The organism is Jiangella gansuensis DSM 44835, from assembly GCF_000515395.1.
Taxonomy (GTDB): Bacteria; Actinomycetota; Actinomycetes; order Jiangellales; family Jiangellaceae; genus Jiangella; species Jiangella gansuensis.
The window spans coordinates 1,280,131-1,304,589 of the sequence record NZ_KI911782.1 but is presented as its reverse complement, the minus strand read 5'-3'; the positions used below and the strand labels follow the sequence as shown (position 1 = coordinate 1,304,589).

Below are 24,459 nucleotides of genomic sequence, written 5' to 3'. Positions count from 1 at the left end.
CGCTTCACCGGTCAAGCATTCCTGGTGGAGCGGGAGGACACATGGTGGACGTGATCATTTCGGGATGGCGGCAAGGGAGATGAGGTCGGGGCTGAACCGGACGCCGCTGGAGTCGGTGTGCTTGTCGACCACGGTGAACCGGACGGTGTGCGCGCCCCGGCCCAGCCGCAGCCGGCCCAGCGGTTCCGTGCGGAACGCCCGCACCGACACCGTGGACGTGTCCATCGGCCCGCCCAGCCGCTCGCCGTCCACGTCCACCGTCACGACGCCGCCGTTCGGCAGGTGCCGGAACCGCGCGAACACGTCGAAGGTCTCGGCCCGGGTGACCTCGATGGTCGCCTCCAGGTAATGGCCGTAGTCGGTGGCGGCCACCTCGACCCGCCGCCCGCCGCTCGCGGCCGGGTCGGACACCGTCGACACTCCAACTCCGCTGGTGGCGGTGAACGGCAGGTCCTCGACCTCGAAGCCGAACCGGGTCTGCGGACCGCGCCGGCCGGTGTCCACCCCCGAGGTCAGCCAGGCCAGGTCGAACACCGCGAAGACGACGTCGCGGGAGAAGCTCGTGGTGACGCCGGGCGCGTGCTCGCGGCCGTACAGGACGCCGACCTTCCCGTCCGGAAGCGCGACCGTGTCGGAGTACGACGCCGGGCCCTCGGTGAGCACCCGGCTGTACGGCCAGGTCATGCCTTCGTCGTACGAGATCGACACGGTCATGTTGCGGCGTGTCGGCGAGTCGACCCGGGAGAACACGATCCGGCTGGTGTCGTCGGAGCCCTGCCCGGGCAGCCGGACCAGCCCGGTGTCGATGGCGTTCACCGGGCGGGCCGACGCGTCCAGCACCGGCGGCGACCAGGTCATCCCGCGGTCGGTACTGACCGACACGATGCGCGGATGGGTGCCGCCGGAGGCGTACCGGCCCAGCACCACAAGGGAGCCGTCCGGCCGCTCGATCAGCCTGGCCTCGTTCAGCGGGTACGCGCCGTCCAGCGGCACCCCGCCACCGGCCTGCCAGGTCGCGCCGCCGTCGTCGCTGATGATCACGGTCACGCCGTAGCGCCGCTGCGCCACCGGGAAGGCGATGGCCCGCCGGTGCCAGACCTGCAGCACCAGTCGGCCGTCGGCGAGCTGGATGCCGTGGCCGGGGCCCGGCATGTGCAGCGTCTGCTCGTGCGGGTCGCCGTCGAACAGGTGCGTGAGTTCCACCGGGTCCGACCACGTCTCGCCGTCGTCGTCGCTGGTCACGACGTAGAACCGGGACCTGTCCGGCGACCCGCCGGTGTTGCCGGGGTCGCGGAAGCACTCGGAGTGGAACAGGTGGATCCGGCCGGAGGCGCGGTCGACCACCGGTGTCGGGTTGACGAACGACTGGACGCCGTCGGACCGGCGCGCGTACCGCAGCGGTTCCCAGGTCCGGCCGCCGTCGCGGCTGCGGCGCACGGCCAGGTGGTGCGGGTCCGCGTCGTGCGCGGTGATCCTGGCCTCAGCGAACGCCAGCACCGAGCCGGCCACCGTCGTCGTCAGGCCGAAGACGTGGAACACCTCGAGGTCGTCGTCACCGGCCTGGAAGACCAGCGACTCGTGGAACTCGCCGGCATCCGCGGCCGCGGACCGGGTCGAGGCGGCGGCGGGCGCGGACGCGAGGGCGCTGATGGTGGCGGTACCGGCCGCGGTCGCGGCGGTTCCCAGGACGAGGGTGCGGCGGCTGATCGGAGTGTGGTCCACGGTTCTCTCCTTCGAGATCGGGCAGATTCCCCGCGACCCGCCGCCTGACGGCTTCGTCCGCCCCAGCCCCGTTGATCTTGGAGTTTCCGCGGAATCAATGGGACATTTCCCCCGGTGATTCCGCGCTTACTCCAAGATCAACGGGGCTGGGCGGTGGAGCAGAGCCGGACAGTGGAACGGCAGGCGACGGATTCCAGGACGATCAGGGGCGAGCGATCAGGTGTTCCTCCAGCGGGGCGAGCAGGTCGAGCAGAGCGGCACGTTCCGCCGCCGAGCACGGGGCGAGCGGCGCGGCGACGTGCGGTGGGCACAGCCCGCGCGCGTCCAGCACTGCTTTCACGGCCGGGACCCCGGGCCGCACGGTGTGCAGCGCGAGCAGTGTGTCCACGGTCTCCTGGGCGGTGTCGGCGGCGACGACCCGTCCGTCGCGGTAGGCGGCGTACAGTTCGGTGCACAACCGGGGGGCGAGGTTCGCCACTCCGGGCACGATGCCGTCGGCGCCGCCTTCCAGGCCGGCCACCAGCTGGGTCTCACTACCCTGGCTGACACCGACGTCCCGGCGGCGGCGCGCGGCCGCGACGAGCAGCCCGAACAGCGCGAGGTCGCCGGAGCTGTCCTTGACGCCGACGACGTGCGGCATCGCCAGCACCTCGTCGATGAGCTCCGGGGTGAACGGGTTGCTGTAACGGGGCACGTTGTAGGCCACGACCGGCACCGGCTGCGCCGCGAACGCCGCGTAGTGGGCGACGAGTTCGTCGGTGCGGTGCCGGTAGTAGATGGGTGGGCTGACGACGACGGCGTCCGGCCCGGCATCGGCGACGGCTGACACCCGCTCCAGCGCCTCGGCGGTACCGGCCGCGGTGACGTTGACCAGTACGGGGCCGTCCCCGGTCAGCGACCGCCAGCGGGCTGCCACCTCGGCGCAGAACACTCCCAGCGCCGACGTCGGCAGCAGCGGACCCTCGCCGTTGCTGCCGAACAGCATCAGGCTGCGCACCCCCGCCGCGGCCAGCGACTCCAACAACGGCGGCGCCGCCGCGGCGGACGGGACGCCCGGCCGTTCCATCGGCGTCACCAGCGGCGCCATCACGCCGCTCAGCAACGCCCGACCATCGACACCCATACGATCAGTACCCCTTGATCTCGGGCCAGGCCAGCTCGACGCCGTCGGCGGCCAGCTCGTCCTGGAAGGCGGTCAGCCGGGCGGCGTCGCCGTGCACCTGCTGCGGCTCCAGCCCACCGTCCAGGCAGTGCGCGGCGAGGGCGCCGGCCACCTCGCCGATGTTCCATTCGACCGGGTGCAGGCGGTAGCAGCCGTTGGTGATGTGGGTGGTGCCGATGTTCTTCGCCGCCGGCAGCAGGTTGCGCAGTCGAACCGGCACCAGCGCGCCGAGCGGGATCTGGAACGGGCTGCTGGCCACGTCGATGTAAGTGTCGCCGCCGGTGGACGGGTGCAGGTCGATGCGGTACATGCCGACGCCGACGCTGTCGGGGTACTGGACGGCCCCGTCGGCTCCCCGCACAGCCAGCGACAGGTCCTGCTCGACCACACGCCGGCGCGCGACGATGCGCCGCGACTCACGGATGTACGGCGCCATCGCCAGGCCGTCGGTGGTGCCCATGACGTCGCCGCGCAGGCGCAGCCCGGGCCAGCCGGTGCCGCCGTCGGGCCGCGGGGCCTCGGTCTGCAGCCAGTACAGCATCGACATGCTCAGTTCCCGGGCGCCGGCCAGATGCTTGTCGCGTTCGGCGTCGCTGACCCCGATGAGCGGCCCCGGCAGGTAGTCGATCATCGGCCAGTTGACGACGGTGACGTCGCTGGCCGCGAAGCCGGGCCGGAACACCGACCGGGCCACGATGCGCCGGAACGCCCACAGCTCGCGGTCGCCGGGGTCCTTGCTCTGGTCGGCGACGACGGGGCCGGAGTCGCCGTTGGGGATGAAGGCCCGTTCGAACGGCTCCAGCGTGCGCGGGTCCGGTGCACGCAGGCTGATCAGCGGGTTCGGCCACTTCGGCGGCTGGTAGGCCCGCCAGGCGGCGTACCCGGCCGGCCGGTCGATGGTGTGGTCCTCACCGTCGCGGTGGTCGACGGCGAACACCCAGGAGAACGCCTGCATGTTGTCCGGCTGCGCGACGTCCGGCGCGCTCGGTTCGCCGGTGTCGTGCCGCGACTCGAAGCCGGTGACGTGCTCGGCATCGGTCAGCGGGAGCAGGTCCCCGAGCTCTGTCGCGTCGAGCACGTACCGAGCGCTGACCTCGAGGCGATGCCCGTCGGGACCCTCGACCACGACGCCGCTCACCCGGTCGCCGTCGACGGCGGCGGCCACCGGGCGGTGCCGGTACAGGATGGAGAGGCGGCCGGCCGCCACCCAGGGCGCCACCATCGCCTCCAGCACGGCGGCGCCGACGCGCGGCTCGTGGCACAGCCGGCTGACCCGGCCCTGGCCGGGGTTGAGGTCGCGGGCGGTGCGGGCCTCCTCGGTCAGCGGGTACCAGGTGCGGTAGTAGGCGCGGATGTTCTCGCGCAGTTCACGGTAGGTGCGAGTGCTGCCGAACTGCTCGATCCAGGCGTGCTCGTCCGGTGGGACACCCTGACTGGTCAGCTGCCCGCCGATCCAGTCGGTCTCCTCGGTGAGCAGGACCGACCTGCCTCGCCGCAGTGCCGCCAGGGCCGCGGCAACACCGCCGAGTCCGCCGCCGACCACGAGGATGTCGGTCGATACTGCCGTCTCACTGCTCACGCGATGGTTCCCTCTCTGTCTGTCTGCACACGCCGGGTTCCGCCGTCGACGGTGACGGTGACAGGTGCCCGGTCGGCGCCGGGCGAGGTGATGAGGATGTCGCCGACGCCGCTGACGGCCATCCGGACCACGTCGCCGGTCCGCTCGTAGCCGCTGACGACGACCCCGGGCGCCGCGTCGAGCAGGACCCTGCCGTCCAGCGAGACCACCAGCCGGCCGGCGGCGGTCACGCTGAGCCGGCCCTCGCCGAGCGGCAGGTTCGCCAGCTCGGCCGGGCGGCCGGGATGGGCGAAGCGCCAGCCGTCCGGCCGGGCCTCGGCCAGCTCGCCGAAAGCCAGGTGGGCCAGCAGCCCGCCCCACGCCATGAGCCCGTCGGAGCGTTGCTGGAACCCGGTCAGGTTCTCACCGGCGTGCGCCGGGTAGTTCTCGCGCACATGGCTGTGCGTCTCCCACTCGGCCAGGAACAGCTCCAGCAGCGCCGCGCTGACGGCGCGGCTGTGCTCGGTCAGACCGTAGCGGCGCAGCCCCTGGACCGCGAGGTAGGCCATCGGCGCCCAGATCCGGCCACGCCAGTAGGTGGCGGCGAAGCCGGGGTCGTCGCGGGCGACGCTGGGCATTGGGCGCTCGCCGCCGAGGACGTCCGGGCGCAGCATGGCGTCGGCCACGGCCTGTGCCGTCGCGGCGTCTGGGAACCCGGCCACCAGCGGGTACAGCAGCGTCGGCGAGACGTGCGGGTCGTGGGAGCCGTCGGCACGCAGGTTCCGGTAGCCGCCGTGGTCGGCGGACCAGAACTGCTTCGCCGCGGCCTCCCGGGCGGCGCCGGCCTCGGTGGCCAGCCGGGTCGCCGTCGCGTCGTCGCCCACCCGCGACGCGATGGCGGCCAGCGCCTCGGCGTCGGCGACGTGCAGGGCGTTCAGGCCGGCGTCGGCGACGTCCATGGTGTGCGTCGCGGGGTCGTAGCTGGCCTCGTCGTACATCGGCGAGTCGTCCAGGCCGGACTCCCGCTTGGTGCGGTCCAGCGTCGCGGACTCCGGGTCACCCTCGACGGGGTCGGAACCCCAGGCGAGCAGGCCGTGCGGCCCGGTGCGGTGCGCCGGCCACCAGTCGTGCCAGGCCAGCAGCGCCGGATAGGTCTCCTCCAACAGCCGCCGGTCGCGGGTGGCGTCGGTGAGACCGCCGGCCAGGTAGGCGTTCAGGACGGTGAGCGCACCGACGGGAGGTTGCGACCTGTCGTCGGTGCGGCCGCGTTCGTCGCTGACCCGGTTCGGGATCATGCCGGCGGCGTCGGCGAACGGCAGGATCTGACCGAGGATGCCGCGGGCGTAGTCGCGGTCGATGACCCCGGCGACCAGCCCGGTGAAGAACGTGTCCCAGGCATGCAGCGCCCAGCTGCCGTAGAACCCCTGGCGCTCCACGGAGACGAAGTCGCGGGAGGTCGGCGTCAGGACGCGGCCGAGGTCCGGCGCGTGGATCGTGTTCCACGTGACGGCGCGGGTGAGCGCGTCCGCGGCGTCGCGGAACCAGCCGCCGGAACGTGGCCGTGCCGCCTCGGCCGCGGCCCGCCGGGTCTCGACGACGACGGCGGCGTCGGCCGCCGTGGCGCTCGACCCGGCCGGGGCGACCAGGAAGTCGTCGCCGGAACGGTCCAGCCGCCAGTCCCCCGGTGTCGCGTCCGGCCACGGTTGCGCGTCGGCGTCCCACCCGGTGGCGACGTCGGCGACGACGGTCCCGGCCGACTCAGCGCGCACGTACAGTTCGTCGCCCGGCCCGCCGGCCATGGCCAGCCGCAGCTCGACGCCGTCGACCTCGACGCTCACCTCCGCGAAGGAACCGTCGACGGTGTGGTGGCCGAGCCGCACCAGGCCGTGGCGCCAGGTGAAGCCGTCCAGCACCGGGCCGCCGTCCGCACCGAGCAGGCCGAAGCGCACCCGCAGCCCGGAGGGCAGGTGCGCCATACCGGTGTGGGTGCGCACGTCCCAGGTGTTCCAGCCGGTGGCGGCGGGCACGCTCGGTCCTGGGGTCGTCATGCGGGCACCTGCTCACCGTCGGCGTCGTCGAGATCGAGCGCCGCGTCGAGCAGCGCCTTCGTGTACTCGTGTCGCGGAGCGCCGAGCACGTCGCCGGCCGGGCCCTCCTCGACCAGCTGGCCACGGCGCATCACCGCGACCCGGTCGGCGATCTGGTGCACCACGCCGAGGTCGTGCGTGATGAACAGCATCGCCAGGTGGTGGGTTCGGCGCAGGTCGGCCAGCAGCCGCAGGATCTGCGCCTGCACCGACACGTCCAGCGCGGACACGGCCTCGTCGCACACCAACAGGCGCGGACGGACCGCCAGCGCCCGGGCGATGCTGACCCGCTGGCACTGCCCACCGGACAGGTCACCGGCACGTCGGTCCGCGACCTCCGCGTCCAGCCCGACGTCGGCCAGCAGTGCGTGCAGCGCCGCGGTCCGGTCGCCGGACGGTGCGGCCGCCGGGTGGGTGCGCCACGCCTCGCCGATGACCGACGCGACGCTCATCCGCGGGTTCAGCGACGAGCGCGGGTCCTGGAACACCATCTGCACCGCGCGCTGCAACTCGGCCGGGCGGCGCCCGACCCGCTCGAGCCGCTGGCCCTCGAACGTCACGGTGCCGACGTCGGGCCGGATGAGCCCGGCGACGCACCGCGCCACCGTCGTCTTGCCGGACCCGGACTCGCCGACCAGCCCGAGCGTCTCCTCCGCGCCGACTGTGAGACTCACCCCGTCGACGGCGACGAAGCCGGCCCGCCGGCGGCTGCCGCCGAACGTCACCCGCAGGTCCCGTACCTCCAGCAGTGGGTCCGTCACGGCGTGCACCCCCACTCCCCCTCACCGTTGATCTTGGAGTTTTCGCGGAATCTTCCGGACATTTCGCCCCGCGATTCCGCCGTTACTCCAAGATCAACAAGGGATGGGCGGGCGACCCGGGCCGAGCGGGATGGGCGGGCGACGCGGCTCATGGGGCGAGCACCTCTTCGGCGAAGTGGCAGGCGCTGAACCGGCCGGGCGCGACCTCGCGCACCGGCGGCACATCCACCCGGCAGCGGTCCTGAGCGATCGGGCAGCGCGGGTGGAACGGGCACCCTGCCGGCCGGTTCGCCGGCGTGGCCGGAGCTCCCGGCAGCGGATCGGCCAGCGCCGTCTTCGTGCGCACCGCCGGCACGCTGCGGACCAGCGCCCGAGTGTAGGGGTGCGCGGGCCGGCGCAGCACCTGGCGGGCCGGGCCGCGTTCGGCGACCCGCCCGGCGTACATCACGACCACCTGCGCCGCCACGTTGGCGACCACCCGCAGGTCGTGGCTGACCAGCAGCATCGCCAAGCCCTCGTCCTGCTGGATCGAGCGCAGCAGCGCGAGGATGCGCGCCTGGACCGTGACGTCCAGGGCCGTGGTCGGCTCGTCGGCCAGCAGGAGCGCGGGGTTGCCGGCCAGTGCCAGCGCGATCATCGCCCGTTGCCGCAGCCCACCGGAGAACTCGTGCGGGTAGTTGTCGGCGCGCCGCTCGGGGTCCGGGATGCCGGCCCGATCCAGCAGTTCGACGACCCGGCGCCGTAGCTCCGTTCGTCCGACGCCGTCGCGGCGCAGGATCTCACCCACCTGCCGGCCGATGCGCTGCGTGGGGTTGAGCGCGGCCAGCGGGTCCTGGAAGATCATCGAGATCTCGTGCCCGCGGGCCTTGCGACGGCGGACGGTGTCGGCCTGGAGCAGGTCTTCCCCGCGCCACAGCAACCGGCCACCGGTGACGGCACCCTCGGGCAGCAGCCCGATGATCGCCTGCGCGGTCATCGTCTTGCCGCTGCCCGACTCGCCGATCAGCCCGACGGTGGTGCCGGCCTCGACGTCGAACGACACCCCGTCGACGACGCGGACGTCGCCGCGTGTCCCCGGCAGGTCGACGGTTAATCCGTCCACCCGCAGCAGCGCGCCCTCCCCGGCCGGCGGCGCCGTAGCACCGCCGGCCGTCGTCTGGCCGGTCCGAACCGTCCGCACCTCGCTCACGACCCCGAGACCGTCACCGTCGAGAAGTCCGGCAGGCCGCTGGCATCGGGGGTGAAGCCCTCGAGGTCGCTGTTCCACGCGTAGGCGATGCTGACCGCCATCGGGTACATGCCGACCGCGTCACGCCAGATGATCTCGCTGGCCTGGCCGTACAGTTCGGTCCGCTCGGCCTCGTCGGCAGTGGCGCCGGCCGCGGCCAGCAGGCTGTCCAGCTCGGCGTTGCAGTAGCCGTTGCGGCCGGCCGCGCACGGGTAGAGCCGGCCCAGGTTGCTCGCCGCGTCGTAGGTCGGCGTGGCGAGCTGCTGGAAGTTGATGTCCCAGTTCAGCGCCAGCAGGTCCTCGGTGAAGACGGCCTGCTCCTTCTCCAGCGGCTCGACCTGGACGCCGACCTCCGCGAGGTCCGAGACGACAGCCTGGACGAACGAGCGGAACTCGGCGTTGGCGAACTGCAGCCGCAGGGTCTGGGTGAAGTCGAACCCGGCCGCGTCCAGGGCGGCCCGGGCGGCATCCGGGTCGTAGCCGACCGGCTCCTGCGGCGAGTAGCCGAGCACCAGCGGCGACACCGGCGCCTCGGACAGTTCGCCGGTCTCCGGGTAGAGGGTGGAGATGATCGTCTCGAAGTCGACGGCCTGCCACAGCGCCCGCCGGACCTCCGGCGTCGCCAGCGCCGGGATGGAGGAGTTGAACCACATCGTGTAGACGGCGGTGCTGGGCACGGTCTCGACCGTCAGCGCGTCCTCGCCCTGCAGCGCGGCGAGCTGGTCGTCGGGGATGCCCCAGACGACGTCGATCTCACCGGTGCGCAGCGCGGTCAGCCGGGCCGACAGCTCCGGAATGTTCCGCAGCGTCACGCTGTCCATCTGCGGTACGTCACCCCAGTAGGTGTCGTTCGGCACCAGCTCAAGCGCTTCGCCCGGCGTGAACGACTCGACGGTGAACGGGCCGGAACCGACCGGGTCGGCGAAGAAGGCGGTGTCGTCCGGCGCCACCTCGGCCGGCAGCACGTAGAAGATGAGCAGCTTGCCCGGGACCGACGCGTCCGGCGCCGGCATGCTGATGGTCACTTCGGTGTCCGACGTGACGGCCATCGTGTACTCGGGGAAGTTGCCGGCGTTCGGGCCGTCGAGGGTGATCATGCGCTCGAACGACGCGACGACGTCCTCGGCCGTCACCGGCTCGCCGTCGGAGAAGGTGGCATCGTCGCGCAGCGTGAACGTCCACTCCGACACGTCGGCGTTGGGCTCCCACGACTCGGCCAGGTCGCCGACGAGCGAGCCGTCCGGCGCCGGCCGCACCAGGCGGCTGAAGATGGCCTGGCCGGCGAACTGGGTGCCGGTGGATGCACCCTGGGCACCGTGCGGGTCGAGGCTCTCGATCGGGTACGTGCCGGCCGCGGTGATGTCGCCGCCGGCGGTGCCCTCGGGGTCGGCCTGGGCGCCGTCGTCGTCGCTGCCGGACGTCGTGGAGCAGGCGGCGAGCAGTAGGGTCGCCGCGGCGGCGACCGTGGTCAGGCGCCTGATGCCGCGCCCACGGATGTCTGTCATGGATGCTCCTGTTCGATGAGGTCTACGAGACCCGGCGCCCCCGCCCGTAGCGGGCGGTGAGCTGGTCGCCGAGGATGCCGACGTTGATGATCAGCAGGGACAAGGCGATGCCCGGGAGAGTGGAGATCCACCACGCCGTCTCCAGGTACGTCTTGCCATTGGCGATGGTCTGCCCCCACGAGACCGTGGACGTGGGCAGCCCGATGCCGAGGAAGCTCAGCCCGGCCTCGGCGAGGACGACGAGGGCGAACTCCAGCGTTGCCAGGGCCACGATCGGGCCGGCGGTGAACGGCAGGACGTGCCTCAGCAGGATGGACCGGCCGGGCACGCCCAGCACCCGGGCCGCGTCGACCCAGGCCCGTTCCCGCAGCGACAGCGCGACGCTGCGGGTGACGCGGGCGAACGAGATCCACGCCGTCGCCGACAACGCGACCACGACCAGCAGGACACTGCGGTCGAACGCGCCGGCGATGACGATGGCCAGCAGGATGGCCGGGAACGCCAGCAGGACGTCGAAGATCCGGGCGAGGACGGCGTCCAGCCAGCCCCGCACGAACCCGGCGACGGCGCCGAGCGCGACGCCGACCACCGTCGCCACCCCGACGGTCGCCGCTCCGATGAGCACCGACGTGCGGGCGCCGTAGACGATCTGGGCGAGGATGTCGCGCCCGAGGTCGTCCGTACCGAGCCAGGCGGTGCCGCCGTCGGCCGTCGTGGAGCCCGGCGCGAGCAGCCGGTCCTCCAGCGGCGTGCGCACCGGGTCGTAGTCGATGAGCAGCGGCCCCACCAGGGCGACGAGCAGGTAGATCCCGATGACGACGTACGGGACCCGGCCGAGGAACCGGCCGGGACCGCGGCGGCGCGGCCCGGGTAGCGGGCCCGGAACCGTGGCCGGCTCGGGCAGGGTCGCGAGATCGGTCACGACGCACCCTCCATCCGGATGCGCGGGTCCAGCTGTGTGTACAGCAGGTCCGCGACGAGGTTGAGCACCATGACGATGGCCGCGATGAGCAACGTCACGGCCTGGACGACGGCGTAGTCGCGGTTGGCGACCGCGTCGACGACGAGTGAGCCGAGCCCGGGCCAGGCGAAGACGTTCTCCACGATGACCGCGCCGCCCATCAGCGCACCCATCTGGAGCCCGACGATGGTCACCACCGGGATCAGCGAGTTGCGCAGCGCGTGCCCGAGCAGGACCTGCGGCTCGGTGAGGCCCTTGGAGCGCGCGGTCTGTACGTATGGCTCGCGCATCGCCTCCGCGACGCTGCTGCGGGTCAGCCGCGCGACGATGGCGGTGAACGGCAACGACAGCGTGACCGCGGGCAGCACCATGTGCGCCGGTGTGCCGACTCCGGCGCTGGGCAGCAGACGCAGACCCAGCGCGAACACCAAGATCAGCATGATGCCGACCCAGAACGTCGGGAACGACTGCAGCGCGATGGTGCCGGCCGACACGACTCGGTCGACCAGGCCGCCGGGACGCCCACCGGCCAGCAGGCCCAGAGCCAACCCGGCGACGACGGCGATGGCGGTGGCCGCCAGCGTCAGTTCGATGGTGGCTGGCAGCCGGTCGAACACCGCGTCCATGGCCGGCCGGCCCAGCCGGTGGGAGTCGCCGAAGTCGAGCCGGACGACGTCGCCGAGGAAGCTGAAGTACTGCGCGAGCATCGACCGGTCCAGGCCGAGGGTCTCGCGCAGCCGGGCGACCTGCTCGGGGTCGGCGTCCGGGCCGAGCATGACGGTGGCCGGGTCGCCCGGTGCCACCCGGACGATCACGAAGATCAGCGAGGCGGCGCCCCAGATGACGAACAGGCCGATGAGCAGCCGGCGCAGGATGATCTTGATCACGGCAGCTCCTCCCGCACGGGTGCCGGGCCGACGGAGTCGCCGGGCACATACGTGCAGGGAACGGTGAGCTGCCGCGACGTCGGCTGAGGCTCCCCCAGCAGGTCGACGAGCATGCGCACCGCCTCACGGGCCATCTGCGAGCGCGGCAGGGAGAACCGGGTCCAGTCGCGCTGCTCCGGCGTCCACGACGGCGGGTCACCGAGCAGCGCGATGGAGCAGTCTTCCGGGAACCGGACCCGCTCGCCGTCGGTCATCGCCGTGAGCGCGTCGACCAGCCGGTTGTCCTCGGTCGGCTCGACCAGGATGGCGGTCACGCCGTAGACACCGATCCAGTGCTCGACGTGCTCGGCGGACAGTTCGGCGGGGTCGTCGAGGCCCTGGATCAGCGATTCGTCGACTTCGAGGCCGGCGGCGGCGAGGCCCTCGCGGTAGCCCTGTTCACGGTCGCGGGTGGGCTCGGTGTCCTCGATGGCCCGCAGGTACAGGATGCGCCGGTGGCCCAGGCGGGTCAGCTCGCCGACGACGTCGCTGGTGGCGGCCACGTAGTCGGCGCCGACATAGGACAGCTGGCCTTCCTCGACCTCGCGGCGGCCGATGAAGACGAACGGGAAGTCCTCCTGCACGAGCGCGGCCAGCTCTTCTCGGCGCACGTTGCGGCCGAGCAGGACGCACCCGTCGGCCAGCTTGAGCCGGTTGCCGCCGCCGGCGTAGATGGACCGGTCGGCCGCCGACGAGACGGAGCTGAACAGCAGTAGGTCGTACCCCTGGGCGGCGGTCTCTTCCTCGACCCCGAGCAGGAACGGGTAGTAGAAGTCGCGCTGGTCGGTCGGGAACACCGGCTCGAACGTGTAGAGCCCGAGCAGGTGGTTGCGGCCGCCCTTGAGGCTGCGCGCGGCGACGTTCGCGGCGTACCCGAGCTCGGCAGCGGCGGCCAGGACGGCCTGCCGGGTGGGCTCGGCGATCTGGTCCGCGGCCGCGCCACCGCTGATGACCAGCGAGACCGTGGCCTGGGAGACGCCGGCGCGCCGGGCGATGTCCACCTGGGTGGGCCGCCGGCGTCGTCCGCTACCGCTCACGGGGCGCTCCTTCTAATACGTATAAAGTCGAACGATGGTTGACTGTAACGGCGACGTTTCGGGGACGTCAAGCGGAACTCGTCACGGAGTCCGCGCCCCTCCGACCCCGTTGATCTTGGAGAAACCGCGGAATCCATCGGACATTTCGCCCCGCGATTCCGCCGTTACTCCAAGATCAACCCCCGGCGCGGCGGGGCCGGGGCGCGTGGAACGCGCGGGTCAGCGCGCGGACACCGACCAGCCCAGAACCACCGTGGCGTCCTCGTCGGTGGAGTCCGCGCCCAGCACGATGAGCTGATCCCCCAATGCGGCGGCGGCGACGGCGCTCTGGTCGCCCTCGGCGAGCAGGCTGCGGTCGGCGGGAACCAGCTCACCATCGCGCTCCACCGCGATCAGGGGGTCAGTGCCCGCGCCGAGCCGGTGCCAGTGGCCGACGAGGACCGTCGCGGCGGATGAGTCAACTGCCACTCGGACCGACGGGCGGTGCCGGAAGCGCCGGTCGGAGACCTCCCAGCCGTCGTCGGCCTGCCGGGCGAGCGCGGACCCGAACACAGGTCCGTCGACATTCGGCAGGTCGAGCGTCGACCCACTGGTACCCAGCGCCGCGAACCCGCCGTCCAACCGCGCGGCCGCATACAGCTCGCCGAAGTCCACCTCGCCGAACGGCTGGGGCAGTGCCGTCCAGGTCTGCCCGTCGGCGGACTCGACGGCGTACGGCTCCGGGCTGTACCGGAAGCCGCCGCCGTCGTCGTCCTCGGCGTCGCCCGCGTGGCCCACCGCGACGACGGCACCGTCCTCACGCACGCCGATACCGGACAGCACCTCGACGTTCCGCGCCCGGAACGGCGCTTCGGCGGTCGGCACGGCGGCCCAGGTCGCGCCGGCGTCGGTGGAACGCCAGATGCCCACGTCGCGGTAGTCGCGTCCCTCCGGCTCGCTGGTGCCGACGGCGACCAGGGCGTCACCCGCCGGCGCGACCCCGTACGCGATGGCGCCCGCGAACTCGGAGCCCGTGAGATCGACGCGCTGCCACGCCGTGCCGTCCGGAGAGGTCCAGACACCGAGCCGGTCGCCGTCATCGTCGTCGGGGTCGGCGCCGCTCACGTCGCCGACAGCGACGATGGCACCGTCGGTCGTCGTGGTCGCGGCCCGGATCTCGCCGGGCAGGTCGGCCAGCGCGGGCGCGTCGACCGGCGTCCAGGCTGCCCCGTCCGCGGAGGTCCAGGCCGCCGGTGTGGACACGTCGCCGGACTCGACCGCACCGAGGGCGAGCAGCCCGTCCCCGACGGCCAGCAGAGCGTTGACGGTCACGTCGCCGGTGAAGCCCGACACCTCGAGCGGCGCGACGGTCACCGGGGGCTCGACGGCGTCGGCAGCCTCCACGGAGACGATCCAGCTGGCGCCGTGCATGGCCAGCGACACCTGTGGATCCTCCGCCTCCTCCTCCAACGGCGAGCGCTGATCGGTGCCGATCACCACGGCCTGCTCGCCGAGCGCCACGAGCCCGACCGCCAGCTGGCGACCGGAGCCGGTCAGGGCGGCGTCGTCGAGCTGACGGTGCCAGGTCGCCAGATCCGGCGTCAGCCACAGCTCCAGCTGACCGGGCCGCCGCCCGTTGCGGGCCTCGCCCTCGGTGACGCCGGCGACGACGAGCGCGCCGGAGCCGAGGGTGAGCGCGGCGTCGACGGACTGCCGGCCACCGCCACCGAAGACCCAGGGGTCGGTCTCGATCCGGCTGAAGCCGGCGCCGACGTCGCCACTACGCCACACGGTGGCGTCGTCACCGCCGCGGGTGAACGCGAGCAGGGTGTCGCCGTGGCTGTGCAGCAGGTCCAGCGCCTGCCCGTCGAAGAGGTCCGCCGCCGTGCCCAGCGCGGTCCAGTCCTCACCGTCCGGGCCGGCGGACCACAGGGTGGTGGTGACACCGTCCGCGCCGGGCACCGCCACGGACAGCACCGGCGCACCGTCATGGAGGACGAGGCCGATCTCACCGGGCCGGCCCTGCTCGATGACCGCGGCACCCGTGTCCACGACGCGCAGGTCCTCCGGAAGGGTCAGCGCCGTCCACGAGGCGCCGGCGTCGTCGGAGAACAGCACCGACAGCGCGGCGACGGCCGAGCCGGGATCGTCGGTACCTTCCAACCCGACCCCGGCGACGAAAACCCGCTCCCCCGTGGCGGCCACCGCCCGCACGCCCGCCGGCCTGCCGCTGCCGCCCGGGTCGGGGAAGGCCAGCTCGACCGGTTCGGCGCCGCCGTCGCTGTAACGGGCGGCCACGGGCGCGCCGGCCTCGGTGTCACCGACCACCAGTACGGCGTCGGCCACCGCCGTCGCGGCCGTGATCGTCCCGGCGGCCAGGTCGCCCGGCAGCTCGACGTCGGCCCATTCCCTCCCATCGGCAGAGCGCAGCAGCACCGCGCCCTGAGCGGATCCGTCGGCGCCGTGGCGCGCACCCGCCGCGACGATCTCGCCGCCGGCCGCCGCCACCGCCGCCAGCTCCAGCCGCTGGTCACCGTCGCCGGGCACCAGCGGACTGCTAACGTCCGGCAACACTCGCTCGACGGTCGCGGACAGCGCGGCCGGGACCGCGGGCGTCACCGCGTCGGAGGAATCGTCCTGGCCGTCACCGTCACCACCACCGCCCCCACAGGCGGCCAGTGCGATGACGAATCCGACGACGACGGGCGGGGCGAGGGCACGCATGGTCACAGATCTTGTCAGGAGCCACCGTGCCCGGTGCGGCGTGTCACCGCCATGACATGATTCGCCATGCGCGTGCACGGTGGAGCCATGGCCGCGGCGGGGCCGGTCGACGCACGATCGACCTGGCAGCACAACCCGCGCCGCACCCACACGGAAAGGGGCCGACCATGACCCTCGCAACCGCCTCGGCACAAGTGAGCGGAAGCCTCGCCGACCGCTACGACCAGGATGGATACGTCATTCTGGAGAACGTGCTCGACCGCTCCGAGCTGGACGCGCTACTCGCCGAGACGGTCCGGATCTGCCGCGGCGAACTCGGCGAGATCGACGGTGCCGTGCCGTCGTCCCCCGCCGACACCGACGACGAGGTCATCCGCCGGTTCCTGTGCGTCCACTACCCGCACAAGCTGTCCGACCTGATGCTCGCCACGATGCGCCATCCCGTCGTCGTCGACGCCCTCACCCAGGTGATCGGGCCGAACGTCAAGGCGATGCAGTCGATGCTGTTCGTGAAGGCCGAGGGCAAGCCCGGCCAGGCCTGGCACCAGGACGAGATGTTCATCCCCACCCGCGACCGCTCGCTGACCGCCGCCTGGATCGCCCTCGACGACGCCACCGTCGAGAACGGCTGCCTGTGGGTGCTGCCCGGGTCGCACCGCCCCGGCATCATCTACCCCAACCGCGAGCACGACGACCCTCGCTACGACTGCACCGTCGAGTCCTACGACTTCCCGTACTCCGACACCGACGCCGTCCCGGTCCAGCTCAGCGCCGGGTCGGTGCTGCTGTTCAACGGCTACCTGCTGCACAAGTCGCTGCCCAACACCGGCCGGCACGGCTACCGGCGAGCACTCGCCAACCACTACATGAGCGCCGAATCGCTGCTGCCGTGGACGCTGCCCGACGAGGGGACGACGATGGCACAGGCCGACTTCCGCGACGTCGTCCTGGTGGCCGGCCGCGATCCGTACGCGTACAAGGGCACCGAGGAGCGCCGCCGGCCGCGCATTCGCCCCGACCGCGAGGGCGGCTGCGACCGGTGACTCGAACGGCGGGCTCGCTGGACGTGGACGGTGCCGGTGGCGTCGCCGCCGGTGCCGGTGGCGACGCCGTCGGTGGCGGTGGTGGCGACGACGTCGGTGCCGACCTGCGGGTCCAGCTCGTTCCGCGGCTCGGGCCCGCCGTCGCCGACTACCCACCCGGTTCCACGTTCGGGCCGCGGCTCGCGCAGACCTACGAGTTCGTCTGGCTGCTCAGCGGCAGCGCCACCTGGCACTGGGACGACATGACGGTGCCGCTGACGCCGGGCACGCTGCTGCTGGTCCGGCCCGGCATGCGCGACTCCTTCCACTGGGACCCGCGCCGCCCGACCCGGCACGCCTACGTCCACTTCCGGCTCTCCGGGCCCGCGGCCGACTCCGTCACCTGGCCCGTCGTGCGTGACCTCACCGGCCGGCCGGAACCGATGGGTGCGTTGTGCCAGTACCTGCTCTGGCTGAGCTCGTCCTGCCCGCCGGCCTGGCGCCGGCACGCCTGCGAGACGCTGCGGCTGCTGGTGCTCACGTTCGCCGCCCCGCCACCACCGGCCGGCCGCGGCACCGGACCGGCCGCCCTGCCGGAACCGATCGTGGCCGCCATGGAGGCCGTGCGACGGGCGTGGTCCGGCGGCGTGGCCCGCCCGGTCGCCTTGGAGGACCTCGCCGACGCCGCCGGCGTCTCCGTCAGCACCCTGTGCCGCCTGTTCCGGCGCCAGTTCGGCATCGGCCCGGTGGGTGCGCTGGAACGGCTGCGGCTGGCTCGCGCCGAACCCCTGCTCTGGACGAGCAACCTCTCGCTGAACGCGATCGCGGCACAGTGTGGCTTCGCCGACGCCTACCACTTCTCGCGTCGCTTCCGCGCCGTGTACGGCGTGGCGCCCAGCGCGTTCCGGTCGGCCGCTCCCGAGGCGGCGCCGCCGTCGCCGCTGGACAACGGCGGCCTCGCCGCCCTCCTCATGATCATCAAGGGTTGACCCGGTCATAGCCGGGCAAACTCTTGATGGTCATGGCGAGTCATGGGAGTCCGGCGCCGTGACATGGACGTAGTCGTGGTGCGGCTTGATCTCCTCGTTCACGTACGCGCCCATGCTGTCGGCGACCAGAAGGGCGTCGACGTCCAACTGGTCGACGTCGAAGTACCGGTAGATCTGGCCGGAGGCGAACTCGACCTCGAGCGTCCGCGATCGCGGCTCGTAGCCGACCGACCGCAGCGCCGACGACGAGACCGGCCACCGCCTGATGTCGTCCATCACCGATGATCGTCGCGGTGCCGGCGGGCCGCGGTCAAGGTCCACCGCCACGACCACCGATAATGCGTTGCCGCCCGTCGGCGCCACGGTTAAGCTCCTGCGTCTTGTGCGGCGCTTTCCCGAACCAGATCCCGGCACACCCGACCGCCTCACACCCGGCCACTACCTCCTCTGGCTGACCCGCCAGCAATCCGGTGTGGTCCTGCTCGGTGCGTTCTACGGCTGCCTCTGGCCGCTGGCGCAGGCGCTGGTGCCCTACGCCGTCGGGCGCGCCATCGACGACGGCCTGGCCGCCCGCGACCGCCACAGCCTCATGCTCTGGGGCGGCGCAGTCCTCGCCCTCGGCCTGATCCAAGCGGCGTCCGGCATCCTGCAGGACCGCTGTGCGCTGGCCAACTCCCTCAGCGCGCGGTACCGGACGCTACAACTGGTGACCCGCCAGGCCGCCCGGCTCGGGGCCACGTTGCCGCGCCGGGTGTCCGCCGGCGAGGTCATGAACGTGGGCGTGGCCGACGTGACGCAGATCGGCCGCGCGCTGGACATCTCCTCCCGTGCCATCGGGGCGGCCGTCACGATCGTCGTCATCGCCGCCATCATGCTCGACGCGTCGCGGCAGCTGGGGCTGGTCGTGCTGACCGGCGTTCCCGTCATGCTGTGGGTCTTGTCGCTCCTGCTGCGCCCGCTGATCGACCGGCAGACCAGGTTGCGCGACCAGCAGGCCGAGCTGACGGCGCGAGCGGTCGACATCGTCGGCGGGCTGCGGGTGCTACGCGGCATCGGGGGCGAGGAGATGTTCGCCGCGCGTTACCGCGACGACTCGCAGCAGGTTCGGAAGGCCGGGGTGCGGGTGGCGCGCGTCGAGACGGTTCTGGAGAGCGCGCGGATGCTGCTGCCCGGCCTGCTGGTCGCGCTCGTGGTCTACCTCGGTGCGCGATCCGTGCTCGCCGGCGAGCTCACCGGCGGCCAACTGGTCGCGTTCTACGGCTACGCGGTGTACCTCGCACTTCCGGTCCGGCGCATCACCCTCGCCGCCGGCATCGTGATGAAGGCGTTCGTAGCGGCCCGGCGAGTCGTCGGTCTGCTGGCGCTGGAGCCGGAGCTCACCTCCGGCCAGGCGCGGCTGGGCGAGCCGGTGTCGCACCTGCACGACCCGGCGTCGGGCCTGGTCGTCGACGGTGGTCGGTTCACCGCCGTGGCCTGCACCCACCCGGCTGACGCCGATGCCGTCGCCGATCGCCTGGGCCGTTACCACGACTCCGACGTCACCTACGACGGCCGAGCGCTCCGGCACGCCGACCTCGACGACGTCCGGCGGCGCATCCTCGTGGTCGGCAACGACGCCCGGCTGTTCTCCGGCGTCCTGCGCGACGAACTGGACCCGGGCGGCACCGGCGACGACCACCGGGTGGAGCGGGCCGTCCACGTCGCGGCCGCCGCCGACATCGTCGAGGCTCTGCCCGACGGACTGAACACCGTGATCGAACAGTCCGGCCGGGAGTTCTCCGGCGGCCAGCAGCAGCGGCTGCGGCTGGTCCGGGCGCTGACAGTCGACCCCGACGTGCTCGTCCTGGTCGAGCCCACGAGCGCCGTCGACGCGCACACCGAAGCCCGGATCGCCGCTCAGCTGGCCACCGAGAGGGCCGGGCGCACCACCGTCGTCTTCAGCACCAGCCCGATCATGCTGGACCACGCCGACCGGGTGGTGCTCGTCGAGGACGGCGTCGCCGTCGCCGCCGGAACCCACGCGGAGCTGATGGGCGACCACCGCTACCGGGCGCTGGTCGCCCGCGAGGAGGACGAGGCGTGAACGACCTGCCGGTGGCCTCGATGCGCGACGTGCGGGCCCGGGCGCGCCGCTTGGCCCGGTCCTACCCGGGCGAGCTCGCCCTCGTCGTCGGCCTGTACAGCCTGGCGGCGGCATCCGGGCTGGCCGGGCCCTGGCTGCTGGGCCAGGTGGTCGAGGACGTCACTCGCGGCATCGACGACGTGACTCGGCTGACGGCGCTCATCTGCACGTTCATCGTCGCTCAGGCAGTACTGACCGGCCTGGCGATGTATGCGGCAGCCCGGCTGGGCGAGAAGGTCCTGGCCCGGCTGCGCGAGGAGTTCGTCGACGGCGCCCTGCGGCTCCCCCTGGGGACGGTCGAGCAGGCCGGCACCGGTGACCTCATCACCCGCACCACCCGCGACGTCGACCTGCTCGCCAGCGCGGTCCGCTACGCCATCCCGGAAACCCTCGTCAGCGCGGTCACGATCATCCTGACACTGGGCGGCCTCGTGCTGCTCGGGCCGCTGCTGGCGCTGCCGTGCCTGGTCGCGGTGCCGAGCCTGTGGGCGGCGACCCGCTGGTACCTGGCCCGCGCACACGCCGGCTACCTGCGTGAGAACGCGTCGTACTCGCGGATCGCCCAGGGCCTGTCCGAGACGGTCGACGGCGCCCGGACGGTCGACGCGCTGAGGCTCGGCGACCGGCGGTTCGAGCGGATCAACGGCGACATCGCCGGCTCCTACGCGGCCGAGCGATACACCCTGCGCCTGCGGACGGTGTACCTGCCCACCATCGACACCTCGTTCGTGCTCCCGATCGTCGCCACCCTGGTCATCGGCGGGCTGCTGTACCTGGAGGGCATGGTCTCCCTGGCCGCCGTGACCGCGGCGACGCTGTACACGCAACAGCTGATCGCGCCGGTCGACCTGCTGCTGTTCTGGCTGAACGAGCTGCAGATCGGCGGGGCGGCGATGGCCCGGCTGCGCGGGGTGAGCCGGGAACCGGACGACGGCGAGCCCGCCGGTGCTGAGCCGGACCATCCGCGAGCCGAGCCCGTCAGCGGTGATCCGGCACGCGGGATCGACGTGCGCGGGATCGACGTGCGCGGTGTGAGCTACGCCTACCGCGACGGCCGGGACGTGCTGCATGACGTCGACCTGACCATCACGCCTGGTGAGCGGCTGGCGATCGTCGGGCCGTCCGGCGCCGGCAAGTCCACGCTGGGGAAGCTGCTGGCCGGCGTTCACCCGCCGCGGGCCGGCTCCATCACCGTCGACGGCGTCCCGGTCGGGCGGCTGCCGCTGGCACGGCTGCGCTCGTCGATCGCACTGGTCACCCAGGAGCACCACGTGTTCCGCGGCACATTGCGCGACAACGTGGTGCTCGGCCGCCCGGACGCCGGCGACGACGCCGTCGAACAGGCATTGCGGGCGGTCGACGCGTGGGGCTGGGCGTCGGCGCTCGGGCTCGGGACCGTGCTGGGAACCGGTGCGGTCGAGCTGACGCCGGCGCAGGCGCAACAGCTCGCGCTGGCTCGGCTGGTGCTGGTAGACCCGCACACCTTGGTGCTCGACGAGGCGACGTCACTGCTGGATCCGCGGGCGGCCCGGCATCTCGAACGCTCGCTGGGCGCGGTGCTGACCGGGCGGACCGTCATCGCGATCGCACACCGTCTGCACACCGCCCACGACGCGGACCGGGTGGCCGTCATGGACGGCGGCCGGATCGTGGAGCTGGGCTCGCACGACGAACTGGTGGCGGCCGGCGGGGCGTACGCCGCGCTGTGGCTGTCGTGGCACGGCGAGCACCCCGGCTGAGCCCTGGGCGTCGTCGCTGTCAGCCGCCGGGGCCGGATTGGGCCGAGCAATCGCGGCGGTCGAGGTTGCGTGCGAGGGCGCTGCTCCGTGCTGTGGATCTGCTCGTGGTGGGCGATCCGGCTGCGCAACCGCAGCAGCTCGTTCAGGGTCCGGCCTGCTCGGCGATGTCCTTCAGCTTCTGCACGTAGGCGGCCCACCACTGGGCGTCGTGGTCGGGCAGGTTGGTGTTGGTCTCCCGCATGCCGATGCGGCCGTCGAGCGTCTCGCGGAGGATGTCGGCGTGGCCGGCGTGCCGCTGCGTCTCGGCGATCATGTGCACGAGGATCGTGTGCAGGGTGACGTCCTTGCGGTCGGGCGACCACCACGGCACGCTGCCCGGCGCGTCGAGGTCGAGTGCCTCGATGGTGGCGTCGGCGTGCGCGCAGGCACGACCGTAGAAGTCGACGACCCACTCGCGGGACTGCTCGGCCGTCGCCCACAGGTCGGCGTTGTCCTCGGCGCCGTCCTCGAGCCACGGCATCGGCTCGGGTTTCGGCCGGCCGAACACCAGGCCGAAGTAGTCGTATTCCATGCTGCCGACGTGTTTGACCAGGCCGAGCAGGTTGGTGCCGGTCGGGGTCAACGGCCACCGGGCGTCACGTTCGCTCAACCCGTCGAGCTTCCACAGCAGCGCTTCGCGTCCGGCGCGCAGGTATCTGGTGAGCGTGTCCTTCTCGTCCGGCATGCGGCTCAGGCTAGTCGGCGGCTCCGACAGCCGGGACCGCCGCGACCGCCTCGATCTCCACCAGCGCTCCGGGCACCGCGAGCCCGGACACGAACGCGGAGGTGATGACCGGCGGGTCGGGCCGCATGCCCCACTCCTGACCGAACGCGGCGAAGCCCTCCTCCAACGACTCCCCCTCGCGGATGAGGATGGTCCACTTCACCACGTGCTCGGGACCCGCGCCCGCAGCGGCCAGGCAGGTGCGCAGGTTGGCCAGGGCCTGCCGGGTCTGGCTCGCGAGGTCCGGCCCGACGACGACGCCCGCGGAGTCCACGCCGTTCTGGCCGCCGACGTAGACGAGGTCTGCCGTCGTCGAGACCCGCACGACCTGGGTGAACGCTGGGCTGGAGTGCAGCGTTTCGGGATTGATGTGTGTCACGATCGTCATGCGAAGACTGTAACCAGTTAAAATGGTTTCATGCAACGACGTGCTGACCTCCCGCCGGACGTGCGGCGGCGGTTCCTCAGCGGACGGGTGTCACTGGACTTCACCCACACCGGAGGCGAAGGCGAGTACGCGGTGTGGGAGATCCTGCATGGCCAGGCCGATCTGTCCCGCTGGCTCGGCGTCATCCTCGAGGTGGACGGCATCCCCGTCGGCTCGGCGGCAGACCTGGACACGGCACGTGCCCTGCGAGCCGCGATCACCCGAGCCGCCCGCACGCTCGCGGCCGGCGGCTCGCTCAACACGGCCGACGTCGACGTCATCAACGCTGCCGCAGCGGGCCCACCGCTGATTCCGCGGCTGCGCGCGGACGGCACACGTGACGTGGCGGCGCCGGACGTCGCCGGCGCTCTGTCCACCCTGGCCCGGGACGCGATCGAGCTGTTCGGCGGGCCGCTGGCCGCGCGGGTCAGGGTCTGCGCGTCACCGACCTGCGGCCTGCTCCTCGTCGACACCTCCCGGCCCGGCCGGCGCCGCTGGTGCTCGATGCAGCGCTGCGGCAACCTCGCCAAGGTCCGCGGGCACCGCGCCCGGGCGAATGAGCAGGCCTGAGTCTTGATCATGGCGGGTTTTGTGCTGCTCTGACGACACAAACCCCGCCATGATCAACGTAGGTGGACACCGAACGGCCTCATCCATCCGCCGGCACACTCTGGAATCCTCGAGTCAAGGAGGCACCGGATGCTGGACGAAACGGAACTGTGGCGCCAGTTGAAGCGCCACTGGGAGTTCGCGCGCGAACGCATTTACATCATGGAAGCGTGGGACGCCGCCGAATGGCGGGCTCCGTGGCGCTCTCCGACGCTCGCAGACCCTGTTCCACCGGCACCCTCGTCACTGTCGCCTGATGCACAGGCCTCGCCTGGTGCGCAGGACTGAACCGGTCTCGGTTCACGACCCCGAGGCGTCAGCTTCTGGGTGGGGGGTTGAGGTCGTAACGCGCGATGACGTCGCCGAACCAGGGTGGGTTCTCGAAAACCAGCCCGTGCCTCTCGGCGAGGGCCATGACGTCCTCCGGTGCGGGACCTCCGAGCTCCATGAGTCCGCCGAGCGCCCAGAAGAAGTGTTCGAAACCAGCAGGGCTCATGATCTCGATCATGCGCGCGGGTTTGCTCCCGGCATTCCACATGGCGTGGGTTTCCCCGCGCGGCTTGATGATGTAGCCGCCAGCCGCAAGGACGACCTCATTGTCCTCGGACCGGAAGCCGATCTCGCCTTCGGTCACGATGGAGTACTCGTCCTCACGAGTGTGACGGTGAGGCAGCACGCAGGCACCGACGGGGAATGGGTGTTCGACGATTGAGAGCTGGCCGTTGGTCTGTTCACCGAAGAGCTTGAAGACGACCCCGATGCTTCCGAGATCGCGCTGCACTCCTTCACCCGGCGCCACGACAGTGAGTTCCGGAGCCTCGCCAGGTTCCATGACAACCTCGCCCATTCCAAGTGCAATGCTGTCTGGCCAAACGTACACCGCCACGCCGAAGCGATGCCGCCTCGTGTCAGGGAGTACCACGCCGCGACGGAACGGCAATGGCTCAGGGACGTGATCGAGTGGCGCCGGGAGAAGCTCGACGCGCGGTCCTCGACCTACCAAGGGCAGGGGACACCCGAAACAGGCACTGGCCAGCCTCTTAAACGTTGAAGCGGAACTCGACCGCGTTCCAGCACGGAGAACCATCTGAGTGATCGGGCCTGGCTAGGTGAGCCGCACCGATCACGTCCGCCTCCC

The 24,459-nt window shown here is 72.2% G+C and carries 21 protein-coding genes; 6 read left to right on the top strand and 15 right to left on the bottom strand.

What is annotated here, in order from left to right:
- Nucleotides 1-54: 54 nt before the first annotated feature.
- From JIAGA_RS0106435 to JIAGA_RS0106385, 11 genes are all read right to left on the bottom strand, one after another.
- Nucleotides 55-1,722 carry an exo-alpha-sialidase gene (locus JIAGA_RS0106435; protein ID WP_026875035.1) on the bottom strand — a complete coding sequence of 556 codons (1,668 nt, stop codon included), beginning with the start codon at nucleotides 1,720-1,722 and terminating at the stop codon, nucleotides 55-57.
- A gap of 202 nt (nucleotides 1,723-1,924) precedes the next feature.
- Complete coding sequence (locus JIAGA_RS32820; protein ID WP_051425788.1) at nucleotides 1,925-2,845, bottom strand: dihydrodipicolinate synthase family protein; 921 nt, start codon at nucleotides 2,843-2,845, stop codon at nucleotides 1,925-1,927.
- A 4-nt stretch (nucleotides 2,846-2,849) separates the two neighbouring features.
- Complete coding sequence (locus tag JIAGA_RS0106425) at nucleotides 2,850-4,463, bottom strand: FAD-dependent oxidoreductase (protein WP_051425787.1); 1,614 nt, start codon at nucleotides 4,461-4,463, stop codon at nucleotides 2,850-2,852.
- Nucleotides 4,460-6,490 carry an MGH1-like glycoside hydrolase domain-containing protein gene (locus tag JIAGA_RS0106420; RefSeq protein WP_084469512.1) on the bottom strand — a complete coding sequence of 677 codons (2,031 nt, stop codon included), beginning with the start codon at nucleotides 6,488-6,490 and terminating at the stop codon, nucleotides 4,460-4,462. The genes JIAGA_RS0106425 and JIAGA_RS0106420 overlap by 4 nt, the downstream gene beginning before the upstream one ends.
- Nucleotides 6,487-7,290 (bottom strand): ATP-binding cassette domain-containing protein, encoded by an 804-nt coding sequence (locus tag JIAGA_RS27940; RefSeq protein ID WP_035813552.1) that lies wholly within the window; start codon nucleotides 7,288-7,290, stop codon nucleotides 6,487-6,489. Before JIAGA_RS27940 ends, JIAGA_RS0106420 begins: the two co-directional genes overlap by 4 nt.
- A gap of 148 nt (nucleotides 7,291-7,438) precedes the next feature.
- Nucleotides 7,439-8,401 carry an ABC transporter ATP-binding protein gene (locus JIAGA_RS0106410; protein WP_084470214.1) on the bottom strand — a complete coding sequence of 321 codons (963 nt, stop codon included), beginning with the start codon at nucleotides 8,399-8,401 and terminating at the stop codon, nucleotides 7,439-7,441.
- Nucleotides 8,402-8,475: 74 nt separating this feature from the next.
- On the bottom strand, nucleotides 8,476-10,023 hold the full coding sequence (locus tag JIAGA_RS0106405; protein WP_026875031.1) for an ABC transporter substrate-binding protein: 1,548 nt from the start codon (nucleotides 10,021-10,023) through the stop codon (nucleotides 8,476-8,478).
- A 22-nt stretch (nucleotides 10,024-10,045) separates the two neighbouring features.
- Entirely contained in the window at nucleotides 10,046-10,945 is a 900-nt protein-coding gene (locus JIAGA_RS0106400; RefSeq protein WP_026875030.1) for an ABC transporter permease, read from the bottom strand.
- A complete protein-coding gene (locus tag JIAGA_RS0106395; protein WP_026875029.1) occupies nucleotides 10,942-11,871 on the bottom strand; it encodes an ABC transporter permease in 930 nt (309 codons plus the stop codon). Before JIAGA_RS0106395 ends, JIAGA_RS0106400 begins: the two co-directional genes overlap by 4 nt.
- Nucleotides 11,868-12,947 (bottom strand): LacI family DNA-binding transcriptional regulator, encoded by a 1,080-nt coding sequence (locus JIAGA_RS27935; protein WP_084469511.1) that lies wholly within the window; start codon nucleotides 12,945-12,947, stop codon nucleotides 11,868-11,870. The genes JIAGA_RS0106395 and JIAGA_RS27935 overlap by 4 nt, the downstream gene beginning before the upstream one ends.
- A gap of 219 nt (nucleotides 12,948-13,166) precedes the next feature.
- Nucleotides 13,167-15,650 carry a sialidase family protein gene (locus JIAGA_RS0106385; RefSeq protein ID WP_157552804.1) on the bottom strand — a complete coding sequence of 828 codons (2,484 nt, stop codon included), beginning with the start codon at nucleotides 15,648-15,650 and terminating at the stop codon, nucleotides 13,167-13,169.
- A gap of 167 nt (nucleotides 15,651-15,817) precedes the next feature.
- Between JIAGA_RS0106385 and JIAGA_RS0106380 the strand changes: the two genes are divergently transcribed.
- Nucleotides 15,818-16,693 carry a phytanoyl-CoA dioxygenase family protein gene (locus JIAGA_RS0106380; RefSeq protein ID WP_035812173.1) on the top strand — a complete coding sequence of 292 codons (876 nt, stop codon included), beginning with the start codon at nucleotides 15,818-15,820 and terminating at the stop codon, nucleotides 16,691-16,693.
- Nucleotides 16,690-17,661 carry a helix-turn-helix transcriptional regulator gene (locus tag JIAGA_RS0106375; RefSeq protein WP_157552801.1) on the top strand — a complete coding sequence of 324 codons (972 nt, stop codon included), beginning with the start codon at nucleotides 16,690-16,692 and terminating at the stop codon, nucleotides 17,659-17,661. The genes JIAGA_RS0106380 and JIAGA_RS0106375 overlap by 4 nt, the downstream gene beginning before the upstream one ends.
- A 30-nt stretch (nucleotides 17,662-17,691) precedes the next feature.
- Here JIAGA_RS0106375 and JIAGA_RS27930 read toward each other — a convergent pair whose 3' ends face one another.
- On the bottom strand, nucleotides 17,692-17,937 hold the full coding sequence (locus JIAGA_RS27930) for a KTSC domain-containing protein (protein ID WP_211239537.1): 246 nt from the start codon (nucleotides 17,935-17,937) through the stop codon (nucleotides 17,692-17,694).
- A gap of 106 nt (nucleotides 17,938-18,043) precedes the next feature.
- On the opposite strand from JIAGA_RS27930, the gene JIAGA_RS0106365 reads away from it, so the two are divergent.
- Together JIAGA_RS0106365 and JIAGA_RS0106360 are read left to right on the top strand one after the other, a co-directional pair.
- On the top strand, nucleotides 18,044-19,744 hold the full coding sequence (locus JIAGA_RS0106365; protein ID WP_026875025.1) for an ABC transporter ATP-binding protein: 1,701 nt from the start codon (nucleotides 18,044-18,046) through the stop codon (nucleotides 19,742-19,744).
- A 20-nt stretch (nucleotides 19,745-19,764) separates the two neighbouring features.
- Nucleotides 19,765-21,522, top strand: a complete 1,758-nt coding sequence (locus JIAGA_RS0106360; protein ID WP_035813543.1) for an ABC transporter transmembrane domain-containing protein — start codon at nucleotides 19,765-19,767, stop codon at nucleotides 21,520-21,522.
- Between the two features lie 142 nt (nucleotides 21,523-21,664).
- Here JIAGA_RS0106360 and JIAGA_RS0106355 read toward each other — a convergent pair whose 3' ends face one another.
- A complete protein-coding gene (locus tag JIAGA_RS0106355) occupies nucleotides 21,665-22,246 on the bottom strand; it encodes a DinB family protein (protein WP_026875023.1) in 582 nt (193 codons plus the stop codon).
- Nucleotides 22,247-22,256: 10 nt separating this feature from the next.
- Nucleotides 22,257-22,673, bottom strand: a complete 417-nt coding sequence (locus tag JIAGA_RS0106350) for a RidA family protein (protein WP_026875022.1) — start codon at nucleotides 22,671-22,673, stop codon at nucleotides 22,257-22,259.
- Between the two features lie 30 nt (nucleotides 22,674-22,703).
- On the opposite strand from JIAGA_RS0106350, the gene JIAGA_RS27925 reads away from it, so the two are divergent.
- Both JIAGA_RS27925 and JIAGA_RS34375 read left to right on the top strand, forming a co-directional pair.
- Nucleotides 22,704-23,282: a CGNR zinc finger domain-containing protein gene (locus JIAGA_RS27925; RefSeq protein ID WP_035812168.1), complete on the top strand. Its 579-nt coding sequence runs from the start codon at nucleotides 22,704-22,706 to the stop codon at nucleotides 23,280-23,282.
- A gap of 129 nt (nucleotides 23,283-23,411) precedes the next feature.
- Nucleotides 23,412-23,609 carry a hypothetical protein gene (locus JIAGA_RS34375; protein ID WP_157552794.1) on the top strand — a complete coding sequence of 66 codons (198 nt, stop codon included), beginning with the start codon at nucleotides 23,412-23,414 and terminating at the stop codon, nucleotides 23,607-23,609.
- 28 nt (nucleotides 23,610-23,637) lie between these two features.
- Here JIAGA_RS34375 and JIAGA_RS0106340 read toward each other — a convergent pair whose 3' ends face one another.
- Complete coding sequence (locus JIAGA_RS0106340; protein WP_026875021.1) at nucleotides 23,638-24,153, bottom strand: cupin domain-containing protein; 516 nt, start codon at nucleotides 24,151-24,153, stop codon at nucleotides 23,638-23,640.
- Nucleotides 24,154-24,459: the final 306 nt, after the last annotated feature.

Bases quoted from the DNA above. Each gene is read 5' to 3' on its own strand.
- JIAGA_RS0106405 (WP_026875031.1), bottom strand. From the start codon at position 10,023: ATGACAGACATCCGTGGGCGCGGCATCAGGCGCCTGACCACGGTCGCC.
- JIAGA_RS0106385 (WP_157552804.1), bottom strand. From the start codon at position 15,650: ATGCGTGCCCTCGCCCCGCCCGTCGTCGTCGGATTCGTCATCGCACTG.
- JIAGA_RS27930 (WP_211239537.1), bottom strand. From the start codon at position 17,937: ATGGACGACATCAGGCGGTGGCCGGTCTCGTCGTCGGCGCTGCGGTCG.
- JIAGA_RS0106420 (WP_084469512.1), bottom strand. From the start codon at position 6,490: ATGACGACCCCAGGACCGAGCGTGCCCGCCGCCACCGGCTGGAACACC.
- JIAGA_RS0106340 (WP_026875021.1), bottom strand. From the start codon at position 24,153: ATGGAACCTGGCGAGGCTCCGGAACTCACTGTCGTGGCGCCGGGTGAA.
- JIAGA_RS0106350 (WP_026875022.1), bottom strand. From the start codon at position 22,673: ATGACGATCGTGACACACATCAATCCCGAAACGCTGCACTCCAGCCCA.
- JIAGA_RS34375 (WP_157552794.1), top strand. From the start codon at position 23,412: ATGCTGGACGAAACGGAACTGTGGCGCCAGTTGAAGCGCCACTGGGAG.
- JIAGA_RS0106355 (WP_026875023.1), bottom strand. From the start codon at position 22,246: ATGCCGGACGAGAAGGACACGCTCACCAGATACCTGCGCGCCGGACGC.
- JIAGA_RS0106380 (WP_035812173.1), top strand. From the start codon at position 15,818: ATGACCCTCGCAACCGCCTCGGCACAAGTGAGCGGAAGCCTCGCCGAC.
- JIAGA_RS27925 (WP_035812168.1), top strand. From the start codon at position 22,704: ATGCAACGACGTGCTGACCTCCCGCCGGACGTGCGGCGGCGGTTCCTC.
- JIAGA_RS0106360 (WP_035813543.1), top strand. From the start codon at position 19,765: ATGCGCGACGTGCGGGCCCGGGCGCGCCGCTTGGCCCGGTCCTACCCG.
- JIAGA_RS32820 (WP_051425788.1), bottom strand. From the start codon at position 2,845: ATGGGTGTCGATGGTCGGGCGTTGCTGAGCGGCGTGATGGCGCCGCTG.